Origin of the sequence: Mycolicibacterium sp. MU0053 (genome assembly GCF_963378095.1) — a bacterium.
GTDB classification, from domain to species: Bacteria; Actinomycetota; Actinomycetes; order Mycobacteriales; family Mycobacteriaceae; genus Mycobacterium; species Mycobacterium burgundiense.
Genome location: NZ_OY726397.1, coordinates 3,356,402 through 3,369,717 on the forward strand (window position 1 = coordinate 3,356,402; position 13,316 = coordinate 3,369,717).

Annotated in this window: 10 protein-coding genes and 2 pseudogenes; 2 read left to right on the forward strand and 10 right to left on the reverse strand. The window is 69.4% G+C overall.

Translation table 11 applies throughout. The features are described from left to right. Positions 1–45: 45 nt before the first annotated feature. The 3 genes and pseudogenes from RCP80_RS15755 to rimP form a co-directional block, all read right to left on the reverse strand. The gene (locus RCP80_RS15755; protein WP_308478565.1) at positions 46–426 is read right to left on the reverse strand and encodes a YlxR family protein; all 381 of its coding nucleotides are present in this window, start codon (positions 424–426) and stop codon (positions 46–48) included. 64 nt (positions 427–490) lie between these two features. Next, positions 491–1,529, reverse strand: a pseudogene (nusA, locus tag RCP80_RS15760) (transcription termination factor NusA); the annotation flags it as partial. Beyond that, positions 1,526–2,068, reverse strand: coding sequence for a ribosome maturation factor RimP (gene rimP / locus RCP80_RS15765; RefSeq protein WP_308478567.1), 543 nt, complete (start codon positions 2,066–2,068; stop codon positions 1,526–1,528). The pseudogene nusA and the gene rimP, both read right to left, overlap by 4 nt. A 144-nt stretch (positions 2,069–2,212) precedes the next feature. Here rimP and RCP80_RS15770 point away from each other — a divergent pair, with 144 nt between their 5' ends. Beyond that, the gene (locus tag RCP80_RS15770; RefSeq protein ID WP_308478568.1) at positions 2,213–2,752 is read left to right on the forward strand and encodes a hypothetical protein; all 540 of its coding nucleotides are present in this window, start codon (positions 2,213–2,215) and stop codon (positions 2,750–2,752) included. Further along, a complete protein-coding gene (locus RCP80_RS15775; protein WP_308478569.1) occupies positions 2,749–3,222 on the forward strand; it encodes a ferritin-like domain-containing protein in 474 nt (157 codons plus the stop codon). The genes RCP80_RS15770 and RCP80_RS15775 overlap by 4 nt, the downstream gene beginning before the upstream one ends. Positions 3,223–3,235: 13 nt before the next feature. On the opposite strand, the gene RCP80_RS15780 is transcribed toward RCP80_RS15775, so the two are convergent. The 7 genes and pseudogenes from RCP80_RS15780 to mqo all read right to left on the reverse strand — a co-directional run bounded on the left by RCP80_RS15780 (position 3,236) and on the right by mqo (position 13,208). Beyond that, positions 3,236–4,978 carry a proline--tRNA ligase gene (locus tag RCP80_RS15780; protein ID WP_308478570.1) on the reverse strand — a complete coding sequence of 581 codons (1,743 nt, stop codon included), beginning with the start codon at positions 4,976–4,978 and terminating at the stop codon, positions 3,236–3,238. 72 nt (positions 4,979–5,050) lie between these two features. Then, a complete protein-coding gene (locus RCP80_RS15785; RefSeq protein ID WP_308478571.1) occupies positions 5,051–6,598 on the reverse strand; it encodes an MFS transporter in 1,548 nt (515 codons plus the stop codon). A gap of 122 nt (positions 6,599–6,720) precedes the next feature. Further along, complete coding sequence (gene cobA / locus RCP80_RS15790; protein WP_308478572.1) at positions 6,721–7,944, reverse strand: uroporphyrinogen-III C-methyltransferase; 1,224 nt, start codon at positions 7,942–7,944, stop codon at positions 6,721–6,723. Continuing rightward, a complete protein-coding gene (locus RCP80_RS15795) occupies positions 7,941–9,326 on the reverse strand; it encodes a cobyrinic acid a,c-diamide synthase CobB (protein ID WP_308478573.1) in 1,386 nt (461 codons plus the stop codon). The genes cobA and RCP80_RS15795 overlap by 4 nt, the downstream gene beginning before the upstream one ends. 19 nt (positions 9,327–9,345) lie before the next feature. Further along, positions 9,346–11,169, reverse strand: a complete 1,824-nt coding sequence (locus RCP80_RS15800) for a VWA domain-containing protein (protein ID WP_308482873.1) — start codon at positions 11,167–11,169, stop codon at positions 9,346–9,348. A gap of 26 nt (positions 11,170–11,195) precedes the next feature. After that, positions 11,196–11,685: pseudogene (locus RCP80_RS15805) on the reverse strand (GNAT family N-acetyltransferase). Next, complete coding sequence (gene mqo, locus RCP80_RS15810; protein WP_308478574.1) at positions 11,682–13,208, reverse strand: malate dehydrogenase (quinone); 1,527 nt, start codon at positions 13,206–13,208, stop codon at positions 11,682–11,684. Before mqo ends, RCP80_RS15805 begins: the two are co-directional and overlap by 4 nt. Positions 13,209–13,316 lie beyond the last annotated feature (108 nt).

Sequence of the window (13,316 nt, forward strand, 5' to 3'; positions counted from 1 at the left end):
AGGCCGACGCCTCGGGTTTAGCTATGACGCATGGTCATCGAGACTTCACGGTGTGCTCATGTTCTTCGCTACCTGTCTTTTAACCGAGATCGTCGGGTGCTCCGATTGCTCGAAGTACTCAACCACCGCGGACGTGTCCGGTGGACCGGTGATACGCAGTGCTCGTACAAAGGCCCGCCGTCGAAGCGCTTCCTGCAGGCACTGCGGATCGGGATGCAACCACGCACCCCGACCAGGAAGATTACCCGCTGTGTCAACCATGACGGCGACGCCATGCTGGCGCTCGTCGTCACCGCTGCAATCAGCCACTACCCGAAGCAGATCGACGGCCAGCTCTCGTCTCCGGCACCCGACACACGTTCGCACCGGACCTTCGGTTCGGCGGTGCTCCCGTGCGATGGGGACAGAATTCTCGCGCTGGATCACGGTTCAGTCTACCGTTACCGCAGCCCGCGTCTGAACCAGTGTCAGTTTGCCGTCGTCGGCTAACTCTCGGGCGCGCCGCTGCGCGGCGTCCCGGCGGCCCCGGCCTGCTCGGCAGGGGTTTCGGCGTCGCTGCGAATGTCGATGCGCCAACCCGTCAGGCGCGCCGCCAGCCGGGCGTTCTGTCCTTCCTTGCCGATCGCGAGCGACAGCTGAAAGTCCGGAACCACGACACGCGCGGCGCGGGTGTTGGGGTCGATGACCGACACCGAGACCACCTTGGCCGGCGAGAGCGCGTTGGCCACGAACCGGGCCGGATCCTCGTCGTAGTCGATGATGTCGATCTTCTCGCCGGAGAGTTCGCTCATCACATTGCGCACGCGCTGGCCCATCGGACCGATGCACGCGCCCTTGGCGTTGAGGCCCGAGACGCGCGAGGTCACCGCGATCTTCGAACGGTGGCCGGCCTCCCGGGCAACGGCGACGATGTCCACCGAGCCGTCGGCGATCTCGGGAACCTCCAGCGAGAACAGCTTGCGCACCAGGTTCGGATGGGTCCGCGACAGTCTGATCTGGGGTTCGCGCACGCCGCGGGTCACGCCGAGCACGAAACACCGCAGCCGGTCGCCGTGCTCGTAGGATTCGCCGGGCACCTGCTCGGAGGCCGGAATGATGCCCTCGGAGTACTTGGTTTCGCTGCCCATCCGCAACACCACTTCGCCGCGGGCGTTGGCGCGCGCGTCGCGCTGGATGACGCCCGCCACGATGTCGCCCTCACGGGCCGAGAACTCGCCGTAGAGCTTCTCGTTCTCGGCGTCGCGGAACCGTTGCAGCATGACCTGGCGGGCGGTGGTCGCCGCGATCCGGCCGAAACCGTCCGGGGTGTCGTCCCATTCGCTGATGACGCGACCCTCGTCGTCGTGCTCGCGCGCGATGACCTTGACCGCGCCGGTCTTGACGTCGATGTCGATGCTCGCATCGGGCTGGTGGCCCTCGGTGTGGCGGTAGGCGGTCAACAGCGCCGACTTGATGGTCTCGAGAAGTTCACCGGCCGGGATGCCCCGGTCGGCTTCGATCGCGTGCAGTGCGGCCATGTCGATGTTCATTGATCGGCCCCCCTTCCGGTTTGGTCCACCAGCTCCAATTCACGCTTGCCGGGTGCGGAAAAATCCACTTGGACAACAGCTTTGACTATGTCGTCGAGATTGAGTTGGCGCACCGACCAGTCCGACCGGTCCCGGACCACGACGTGCAGCAGGCCGTCCTCGACGGCCGCGACGCGTCCGGTCAGCGTGGTTCCGTCGGCCAGTTCCAGCGCCACCTTGCGGGTCCGCGCGCGGCGGAAGTGCTTGGGATCTGTCAGCGGGCGGTCGACGCCCGGGGAGGTCACCTCCAGGACGTACGCCGCAGTGACCTCGGGCACGCCATCGAGCAGTTGTGATGCCGCCCGGGACAACTCGGCAACGGCGTCCAGCGTCAGGGCGGTGTCACCGTCGGCGACGATCACGATCCTGGCGGGACGCGCGACGGTGTCGATGACGACGTCCTCGATTTCGTATCCCGCGCGTTCGAATTCGGCACCGAGGAGTTCGATCACCTGCGGCGACGTGGGTAGCCCCCCGGAAGATACGGCGCGCTGCGTCACGGTGGGGGCTCCTCATCTTGAATTGTGCAGCCAGCAGTCGCGGGACTGCCCGCGACACCAATGACCCAGGATACGCCAGGATTCGAGTGCCTTGACGCCAATCGCGGTGCGCCTCGGCCGACGCCGCCCGGCGGTGATGGCAGGATGTGGTCCGTGCGCAGGCGTGAGGTGTTGATGGGCGCCGGCCGCGGCGTGATCGGGCTGGCGTTGATCGCGGTGACAGCGGGAGCGTCGACCGCGTGCGGCACCGACGCGCCGCCCGAGATCGATCCGCTGCAGAAACCCCGGGAACTGGCCGACTCCGATGCCGACCTGGCCCGCCGCGCGGCCACCGCGGCGCCGCCGGCGCTGGTTGCGGCGCTGACCCAGATCGCCGCCGAGCGGACTCAGCACGCCCAGGCGCTGGCCGAGGAGATCGCGCGCGAGGCCGGCGAGCCGTTGCCGACGCCGACCGCGGTCGCGACCGCGACGACCACGCCGCCCGGTTCCGCCACCGCGACACCGCAGGCCGGGCCGGCGCCGTCGGTCGCCGACGTCGTCGCCGCGTTGCGCAGCGCCGCGGACAACGCCGCCGACCTGGCGGCGGGCCAATCCGGTTACCGCGCCGGGTTACTGGCCTCGATCGCGGCGGCCTGCACTGCGTCGTTCACGGTGACCCTGCCGACCCCGAAGGCGGCCTCATGACATCGCCGGTCACCTCGCCCGAACCGCAACGGCCCTCGGAGCCGGCCGCCGCGGCCCTCTTCGACGCGCTCACCGTCGAGCACGCCACCGTCTACGGCTACGGCATTGTCTCCGCGCGCTCCACCCCCGAGGACAACTATCTGGTGGCCAAGGCGATCACCGCGCACCGCGACCACCGCGAGGCCCTGCTGAGCATGCTCGAGCGACGCGGTGTCGAGGCACCGTTGGTGGCACCCGGTTATCAGCTGCCGATGCAGGTCGACGACGCCGCCGACGCGGCGAACCTGGCGCTCCGGATGGAGAACGACGCCGCGGTGGCGTGGCGTGCCGTGGTCGAACAGACCGACAACAGCGATGAACGCACCTATGCGGTTTCGGCGCTGACCCAGAGCGCCGTCGACGCCGCCCACTGGCGGCAGGTGCTCAAGATCTGGCCGGTCACCAGCGCGTTCCCGGGCGGCGCCGAGTAGGTCCGGCGCCGGGTCAGGTCAGCGCGCCGGCAATCGCCGCGGCCCCGCCGTCGACCGCGATCTCCCGGGTCTCACCGCTGAACCGGTTGCGCAGTTCGACCACGCCCTGAGCCCAGCCGCGTCCGACCACCACGATCCAGGGCACCCCGATCAGTTCGGCGTCCTTGAACTTGACCCCCGGTGAGGCCGTCCGGTCGTCGAACAGCACGTCGAGGCCCAGGGTGTCCAGCTCGCCGGCCAGTTCGGTGGCCCCGGCGCGCGCGGCGGCGTCCTTGTTCGCGATCACCAGGTGCACGTCGAACGGCGCGACGCTGGCCGGCCAGCGCAACCCCAACTCGTCGTGGTGCTGCTCGGCGAGCACGGCCACCATCCGCGAGACCCCGATCCCGTAGGAACCCATGGTCAGCCGCACCGGCTTGCCGTTCTCGTCGAGCACGTCGGCGGAAAACGCGTCGGCGTACTTGCGGCCCAGCTGGAAGATGTGGCCGATCTCGATGCCGCGGGCGCTGACCAGTCGGCCCTGTCCGTCCGGTGCGAGATCGCCGTCGCGCACCTCCGCGGCCTCGATGGTGCCGTCCGGGGTGAAGTCGCGGCCGGCGACCAGGTCGACGACATGCTTGCCGGGGGCGTCCGCGCCGGTGATCCACGCGGTGCCGTCCACGATCCTGGGGTCCACCAAATAACGAACCCCGTTGTCCTGCAATGCCTTCGGGCCGATATACCCCTTGACCAGGAAGGGGTGGCGCGCAAAGTCGCCGTCGTCGAGCATGGCGTACTCGGCCGGTTCCAGCGCCGCGGCCAGTCGCTTGTCGTCGACCTCGCGGTCGCCAGGGACCCCGATCGCCAGCAACTCCCACTCGCCGCCGGGTTCGCGCACCTTGAGCAGCACGTTCTTGAGCGTGTCGGCCGCGGTGATCTCGCGGCCCAGCCCGGCGGTGTTGGCCCACTCGACCAGGGTCGCGATGGTCGGGGTGTCGCCGGTGTCGTGGACGACCGGATCGGGCAGCCCGTCAAACGGGATCGGCTCGGGCGGGGTGGTGACCACCGCCTCCACGTTGGCGGCGTAGCCCGATTCCGGGCACCGCACGAAGGTGTCCTCGCCGACCTCGCTCTCGGCCAAAAATTCCTCCGAGGCGCTGCCGCCCATCGCACCCGAGACCGCAGAGACGATCACGTAGTTGACGTTGAGGCGGCCGAAGATGCGCTGATAGGCCTCCCGGTGCGCGTGGTAGGCGTTCTTGAGGCCGCTGTCGTCCACGTCGAACGAGTACGAGTCCTTCATGATGAACTCGCGTCCGCGCAGGATGCCGGCCCGCGGGCGGGCCTCGTCGCGGTACTTGGTCTGGATCTGGAACAGGATCAGCGGGAAGTCCTTGTAGGAGCTGTACTCCCCCTTGACCGTCAGGGTGAACAGTTCCTCGTGGGTGGGGCCCAGCAGGTAGTCGTTGCCGCGGCGATCGTGCAGCCGGAACAACGTGTCGCCGTATTCGGTCCATCGGTTCGTGGTCTCATACGGCGCCCTCGGGAGCAGCGCCGGGAACAGGATCTCCTGCCCACCGATGGCGGCCATCTCGTCGCGGACGACCTGCTCGATGCGGCGCAACACCCGCAGCCCCAGCGGCAGCCAGCTGTAGAGGCCAGGGCCGATCGGCCGGATGTAGCCGGCCCGGATGAGCAGCTTGTGGCTGGGAACTTCGGCGTCGGCGGGGTCGTCTCGAAGCGTCCGAAGGAACAGCTGCGACATACGGGTGATCACAGCGGGCCAGCTTACTGAGCGGGTCCGCGCCGCCCGGAGACGGCTGGGTCGGACGCGGCGGGCCCGAGCGCGCTACAGCTCACCGGCGTCGAGCGCGTCCTTGACTTCCTGGGCGTGGGCGACCTGCTTGGCGGTGTAGCCGATGAACAGCGCCGCGGCGCCGACCAGCACCGCGACGGCGGCCACCCACAGCAGACCGAAGGTGTAGCCGGAGTCCAGCGCCGCCATCTGCGCCTCGTTCATGTTCTTGACCGGGCCGGTGGTGCCGCCCAGATACAGCGTGCGCGAGGTGATGACGGCCTGGATGATGGCCAGCACCAGCGGGCCGCCGAGGCTCTGCAGCATGAGCGCGATCGCCGATACCGGACCGATCTGGTCGAAGCCCACCCCGGCGATCGCCGACAGCGTCAGCGGCACCACGATCATGCCGATGCCGATACCGCCGACGGTGATCGGGACGACCAGGTTCGGGAAGTACGGGATGCCGGCATTCAGCGTGGAGCCGTACAACATCGCCCCGAGCACGATGACACCGCCGACGATGACCAGGATTCGCGGCGGGAACAGCCGCACGAGCTGCGACGATGCGCCGAGGCCGATCCCCATGCCGATCACGAACGGGATGAAGCCGATGCCGGCGCGCAGGGCGCTGTAGCCCAAGATGTCCTGCACGTACAGGCCGATGAGCACGGTCAGCGTGAACAGCACACCGCCGGCCAGGAAGATGGCGGCGAAGGTGGCCAGCCGGTTGCGGTCGCGGAACAGTTCGAAGGGCACGACGGGGTTGACCGCGGAGCGCTCGACCACGATGAACGCCGCCGCAAAGACCAACGCCGCCGCCCCGGAGCCCAGCGTTATCGGAGTCAGCCAGCCGTGTTCGGGACCGCTGGAGAAGCCGAACACCGCGGCGGTGCAGCCCAGCGTGGCCAGCAGTGCGCCGGCCGCGTCCAGCTTCATCCGCTCGCGTTGGGTCTCGCGCAGGGTGGCGTGCGCCAGATAGATCACCAGCACCCCGATCGGCACGTTGACCAGGAACGCCAGCCGCCAGGACACCTCGGTCAGCGCACCGCCGACCACCAGGCCCATCACCGAGCCGATGCCGGTCATCGCGGCGAACACCGCGGTGGCGGCGTTGCGTGCCGGTCCCTTCGGGAAGGTGGTGGCCACCAACGCCAGACCCGTCGGACTCGCGATGGCCGCGCCGACACCCTGCAGCAGCCGCGCGATCACCAGCGTGGCCTCATCCCAGGCGATACCGCACAGGATCGAGGCGATGGTGAACAGCGCGACGCCGACAATGAAGGTGCGCTTGCGTCCGATCGTGTCGCCGAGTCGGCCGCCCAGCAGCATCAGCCCGCCGAAGGTCAGCACGTACGCGGTGATCACCCAGCTGCGGCCCGCGTCGGACAGCCCCAGTTCGTCCTGGATGCGTGGCAACGCGACGATTGCGATGGTGCTGTCCATCGTCGCCAGCAGCTGCATGCCGCCGATGGCGACCACTGCGTAGATGAATCGCCGCGACGGCAGCCAGGCCGGCAGCGATTTGTCGACCGGAACCGGCAACACGCGACCTCCAGCCTTGGCAGACTCCGCCCGCTCTGCATCGTTGAGAGCCGTCATAGCGAGCTACCCTACAGTAATATTAAGAGATGCTTAAGCTCGGTTGGTCAGGGTGACACCGAACTGAGATCTGGTCCGGCACTGCCGCGGCCCCGGCGGGACCGCACCCGCCCCGACGCGCCTCAGGACTCGCCGAGCGCGTCCTGCAGGCCCACGACCTGCCCTATCACGATGATCGCGGGCGGTCGGATGTGCTCGGAGCGGATGGTCTCCGCGATGTCATCGAGCCGCGCGCGCACCACGCGTTCGGCGGCGGTGGTGCCGTGCTGGATCGCGATCACCGGCGTCTCCGCAGGTCGGCCGCCCTTGCGCAACACCTCGGCGAACAATTCGATCCGTTCGACGCCCATCATCAACACGATGGTGCCGGACATTGCCGCCAGCGCGGACCAGTTCACCAACGATTCGGGGTGATCCGGCGCCAAATGGCCGCTGACCACCACAAATTCGTGGTTGACGCCGCGATGGGTCACCGGAACACCGGCCAGCGCCGGCACCCCGATGGCGCTGGTGACGCCCGGAACAACTGTGACGGGGATGCCAGCCTCGGTGCAGGCGAGGACTTCCTCATAGCCGCGCGCGAAGACGAACGGATCGCCGCCCTTGAACCGCACCACGAAGTTGCCGGCCCGCGCGCGGTTGATCAGCAGTTCGTTGATCGCGTCCTGGGCCATCGCCCGGCCGTACGGAATCTTGGCGGCGTCGATCACCTCGACGTGCGCCGGCAACTCGGCCAGCAGGTCCGCGGGCGCCAACCGGTCGGCGACCACCACATCGGCCTGCGCGAGCAGGCGCCGTCCCCGCACCGTCACCAGTTCGGGGTCGCCAGGGCCGCCGCCGACCAGCGCCACGGTGCCCTTGCGGGCGGTGGGCCCCTCGCCGCCCTGCGCCTCGACGATCACGCCGGCCTGCAGGGCTTCGCGGATGGCGGTCCGGATGGCGGCCGAGCGGCGGTGCTCACCGCTGGCGAGCACACCGACGGACAATCCGTCGTACTCGAAGGTGGCCGGGGTCAGCGCCGTTCCCTCGCGGGCGATGTCGGCGCGCACACAGAAGATCTGCCGTCGATCGGCCTCGGCCACCACGGCCGCGTTGACGGCCGGGTCGTCGGTGGCGGCGATCACGTACCAGGCGTCGGCGAGGTCGCCGTCGCGGTAGTCACGCAGGATTACCGTCGCGCCCGCCATCGCCTCGACCGCCGGGGTGGCGGCGCGGGTGATGACATGCACGTCGGCGCCGCTGGACACGAGTAGGCCGAGGCGTCGTTGCGCCACCGTGCCGCCGCCGACCATGACAACCTTTTTACCGGCGAGTCGCAGGCCGACGAGATAGGCGTTATCGGTCACTCGCCGAGCTTAGACGCTGCGGCATACGCCACGAAGCGACGGACCGCGGCCGGGGTGGCAACGGGGTGGATATGCAGATAGGACGCATGCACGCCACCGTGCACCGCGCCGTCGCTGACCGTACTGCCGCCCGGCAGCCGATACTTCCATGCCGGCGGATACGGTTGGGCGAAATCGACTGCGGTGCGGTGGAATTCGTGTCCCGTGACGCGAGCGCCGGTGGTGTGCAGCACCGAGTCGGCCGCGGCGACCGCGTCGCGATAGCCCAGGGTAAGCCGCTCGGTGAAGCGCGCCGAACCGTGCAGCACATCACACATCGGGTGACCGTCGAGATCACCCATCAGATACGTCAGTCCCGCGCACTCGGCGTAGATCGCGCCGCGTTTCGCCAGCGCCCGCACCCCGTCGCGCAGGGCGTGGTTGGCCGAGAGCTCACCGGGATACTGCTCGGGGAAGCCGCCCGGCAGCACCAAAGCCGCGGCCTGCTCGGGCAGCGGGTCGGTGAGCGGGTCGAACTCGACGACGTGGGCGCCGGCGGCCCGCAGCAGTTCGGCGTGCTCGGCATAGCTGAAGCTGAACGCCCGACCGGCCGCCAGCGCCACCACCGGGTTGCCGGCGACCGGTTCACCGATCGCGTCGGCGGCGCGCCACTGCTCGACCGCCACCCCCGAGGTGGCAACGCGCAGCACCGCCGCGAGATCGACGTGGCGGCCCGCCAGTTCGCCCATGGCCGCCACCGCGGCGTGCGCTTCCGCGCCGTGTTCGACCGCGGTGATCAGCCCGAGATGACGCGACGGGACGACGAGGTCGTCAACGCGCGGGATCGCACCGAGCACCGGGATGCCCGCCACCTCGCAGGCCTGTCGCAACACCTGTTCATGACGGCTGCTGCCGACCCGGTTGAGGATCACCCCGGCCAGTCGGGTGCCGGGATCGAACGTCGAGAAGCCGTGCAGCAGCGCGGCGATGCTGTGGCTTTGACCGCGGGAATCCACCACCAGGATCACCGGGGCGCCCAGCAACGATGCCACCGCTGCGGTGGAACCTTCTGCCGGGCCGCTGCATTCGGGATCGATGCGGCCGTCGAACAAACCCATCACGCCCTCTACCACCGCGATGTCGCAGCCCCCGACGCCGTGGGCGTACAGCGGTGCGATCTGCGCCGGAGAGACCAGCACCGGGTCCAGGTTGCGGCCGGGCCGGCCGGTGGCCAGCGCGTGATAGCCCGGATCGATGAAGTCCGGGCCCACCTTGAAACCGGCGACCCGGTGGCCGGCATGACGCAGGGCGGCCATCAAACCCGTTGCCACCGTGGTCTTTCCGCTGCCCGAGGACGGTGCGGCGATGACCACCGCCGGCGCGATGGAGCGGGGCTGCGGCATGGGTGCTTCTCCCCCGCGCTCAGGCGGCGTCGCGCACGACGTCGGTCAGCACGTCCGCCCGCAGTTGCTCCAGCCGCAGCACCGGCGCGTCCAGGGCGGTGGCCAAATCGGCGGCCAGACCCAGCCGGATGTAGGAGTTCTCGCAGTCGATCACCACCGCCGCCGCACCCTCGGCCACCAGCCGCGCCGCGGCGATCTTGGTGCGTCCCAACGGATCGACGCCCCCGGTGGCGCGGCCGTCGGTCAACACCACCACCAGCGGCCGACGGGTGCGGTCGCGGGCCTTCTCCCGGCGGACCAGTTCGGCGGTGCGCAACAGTCCTTGCGCCAGCGGAGTTTTCCCGCCGGTGTCGAACCGGGTCAGCCGCCGCGAGGCGATATGCGAGGACGAGGTGGGCGGCAACAACACCTGCGCCTCGGCGCCGCGGAAGGTGACGACGGCGACCTTGTCCCGACGTTGGTAGGCGTCGCGCAGCAGCGACAGCGCCGCACCGCTGACCGCCGACATCCGGTCCCGCGCGGCCATCGACCCCGAGGCGTCCACCAGGAAGATCACCAGGTTGCCCTCGCGGCCCTCGCGGATCGCCTGGCGCACATCGGCGGCCGCGGGCCGGATCCGACCCGGCCCGCTCGAGCGGGAGGCCGCGGCGAGCACGGTGGCGAAGACGTGCAGACCGTCGCCCGCGTCGGTCGGGCTGACGCCGACCACCCCGCCGGTCCGGTTGCGGGCCGTCGATCGACGTCCGGGGGCACCCTCGCCCACACCGGGCACCCGCAGGGCGCGGGTGCGGAACGCCGGGGCCGGCGGCGCGCTGGGGGTGCTGGGGGCCGGCCCGGTGACCGCCGAATCGCCTTGGGGCTCGGCAGGTTCGGACGCCTCGGCGGGATCGGGGCTACCACCGCCGGGCGGATCGGGATCCGGCTCGGGCTCGCTGTCCTGCAGCGCCTCGTCCAGGGCACCGGGATCCAGGCCGGGATCGTCGAACGGGTCGCGCCGACGTCGGTGCGGCAGTGCCAGCTCGGCGGCCACCCGGATGTCTTCCACCTCAACCTGATCCGCGCCCCGCCAGGCGGCATGGGCGACCGCGGTGCGGGCCACCACCAGGTCGGCCCGCATCCCGTCGACGTCGAACGCCGCGCACAGCCCCGCGATCCGACGCAGGTCGTCATCGCCGAGTGCGACCCGGGGTACCCGGGCCCGCGCGTCGGCGATCCGGCGGGCCAGCTCGGCATCGGCGGCCGCGAATCTCGCGGCGAATGCCGATGGGTCCGCCTCGTAGGCCAACCGGGCGCGGATGACGTCGGTGCGCACCTCGACATCGCGGGAGGCGCGCACGTCGACGGTCAGGCCGAAACGGTCCAGCAGCTGCGGGCGCAACTCGCCCTCTTCGGGGTTCATCGTGCCGATCAGCACAAAGCGCGCCTCGTAGGAGTGTGAGACGCCGTCGCGCTCGACGTGGACGCGGCCCATGGCCGCCGCGTCGAGCAGCACATCGACCAGATGGTCGTGCAGCAGGTTGACCTCGTCGACGTAGAGCACCCCGCGATGGGCGCGCGAGAGCAGGCCCGGCGAGAACGCATGCTCGCCGTCGCGAAGCACCTTCTGCAGGTCCAGTGACCCGACCACGCGGTCCTCGGTGGCCCCGATCGGCAGCTCGACCAGCCGGGCGTCGTCGATCTGCGCCAAGATGTCGGCCAGCGCACGGACCGCGGTGGACTTCGCGGTGCCCTTCTCGCCACGGATCAGCACGCCGCCGATCTCGGGCCGGACCGCACACAACACCAGCGCCAACCGGAGTTGGTCGTGGCCGACGATCGCGCTGAACGGAAATGGGCTGTGGATGGGACTTCCTCGCTTCTCCTCGGCGCTCACGACGGCGCCATACCTTCTTTGCGACCACTCAGTCGCACCATCGGCACGTGCGGAATGCCGTCCTCGACGAACTCCGCACCGTCGGGCATGAACCCGTGCTTGCCGTACATCGGCTGCAGATAGGTCTGGGCGTTGGATCCGGCACGGATACTCGCCGACTTCGGCCAGCGCGGCCTGCAGCAGCCTGGTGGTGTGGCCCCGGCCGCGCGCATTGCGCTGGGTGCATACCCGGCCGATCCGGAACGCCTTCTGGCCGCCGGCGTGTTCCTCGGTCAGCCGCAGCGTGCAGATGACGGTGGGCGCGGCGGGTCCGTCGGCTTGTTCGAGCCAGAAATGCCGCGTCTCGGCGAGCAGGTCGCGACCGTCGAGTTCCGGGTAGGGACACGCCTGTTCGACGACGAAGACTTCCACCCGCAGCTTGAGCAGCTCGTAGAGGGTGGGAGCGTCGAGATCCTTGGCCCAGGCCCGACGCGGCAGCACGGTCACGGCACGGTCACCGGCTCGGAATCTCTTGTCGTGGAATCGGATCCGAGGCCCAGCACCTTGGTTCCCCAGGCCCACACCTCGTCGTAGAGCGCCGGGTTGTCGGACAACACCGTGCCCAGCGACGGAATCATGTCCTTGAGCTTGCTCTGCCACGCGGTGCTGTACCGGTCGGCGAAGCAACGCTCCATGACCTCGAGCATGGCGGGCACGGCGGTCGAGGCCCCGGGCGAGGCGCCGAGCAGACCGGCGATGCTGCCGTCGGCGGCGGTGAGCACCGTGGTGCCGAACTCCAGTGTGCCGCCCTTGCCGTTTCCCGGCTTGATCACCTGCACGCGCTGACCGGCCACCGACAGATCCCAATCGGCATCCACTGCGGTGGGCGCGAAGTCGCGCAACATGTCCACGCGGTCGGTCTCGGACAGCATGAGCTGGCTGACAAGGTAGCTCACCAGGCTCATCTGGGTCAGCCCCACGCTCACCATGGAAGCCACGTTGTTGGGTTTGACCGACAACGGCAGATCGGTGAAGTGCCCCTGCTTGAGGAACTTCGGCGTCCAGCCGGCGAACGGCCCGAACAGCAGCCACTGCTTACCGTTGATGAAGCGGGTGTCCAGGTGCGGGGCCGACATCGGCGGGGCGCCCAGCGGCGGAAAGCCGTACACCTTGGCCTGGTGTGCGGCGGTCACCGCGGGATTGGCGGTACGCAGGAACTGCCCGCCGACCGGGAATCCACCGTAGCCCTTGGCCTCGGCGATCCCGGACTTCTGCAACAGCGGCAGCGCGGCGCCACCGGCACCGACGAAGACGAACCGCGCGTTGATCTTGCGGGTCGCGCCGGTGCGCCGGTTGCGGACCTTGACCAGCCAGCTGCCGTCGGACTGCTTCGACAGATCGCGGACCTCGTTGCCGAACAACACGGTGGTGCCGTTGCGGGCGCCGTAGCCGATGAGTTGCTTGGACAGGGAGCCGAAGTCGATGTCGGTGCCGTCGTCGGCCCAGTTCAGCGCGACCGGTTCGGAGAAGTCCCGGCCGGCGGCCATGTACGGCAGGCGCCGCGCGAATTCGTCGGGGCTGTCGATGAACTCCATGTTCGCAAACAGCGGGTTGTGCACCAGCGCCTCGCGGCGGCGGCGCAGATAGTCGATCCGCTCCGGGCCCTGCACGAAGCTGACATGCGGGATCGGGTTGATGAAGCTGCGCACATCGGTCAGCACGCCGTTCTCGACGGCGTGCGCCCAGAACTGGCGCGACACCTGGAACTGCTCATTGACCGTGACGGCCTTCTTGATGTCGATCGACCCGTCCGGGCGCTCGGGGGTGTAGTTCAACTCGCACAGCGCCGAGTGTCCGGTGCCGGCGTTGTTCCACGGATCGCTGCTCTCGGCCGAGGCGCCGTCCAGGCGTTCGATGAGCGTGATCGACCAGTTCGGTTCGACGAGGCGCAGCAAGGCTCCCAGGGTGGCGCTCATGATGCCGGCGCCCACCAGCACTACGTCGGTTTTTTCTACGTTGGCATCTGACACCGGATCGTTGGTCCTTCGCGCGTCGTCTGTTGACCGAGGTACCGAGCCCGGTCATGTGGGGTCGTCTCAGGTTAGCCCGCCGCGGTGCGTGTTAATCCGGCGAGTCAG

What these genes read in the sequence shown, in the direction of transcription:
- RCP80_RS15795 (WP_308478573.1), bottom strand. Translation starts at nt 9,326, where the DNA reads ATGCCGCAGCCCCGCTCCATCGCGCCGGCGGTGGTCATCGCCGCACCG.
- RCP80_RS15775 (WP_308478569.1), top strand. Translation starts at nt 2,749, where the DNA reads ATGACATCGCCGGTCACCTCGCCCGAACCGCAACGGCCCTCGGAGCCG.
- RCP80_RS15785 (WP_308478571.1), bottom strand. Translation starts at nt 6,598, where the DNA reads ATGACGGCTCTCAACGATGCAGAGCGGGCGGAGTCTGCCAAGGCTGGA.
- RCP80_RS15770 (WP_308478568.1), top strand. Translation starts at nt 2,213, where the DNA reads ATGTGGTCCGTGCGCAGGCGTGAGGTGTTGATGGGCGCCGGCCGCGGC.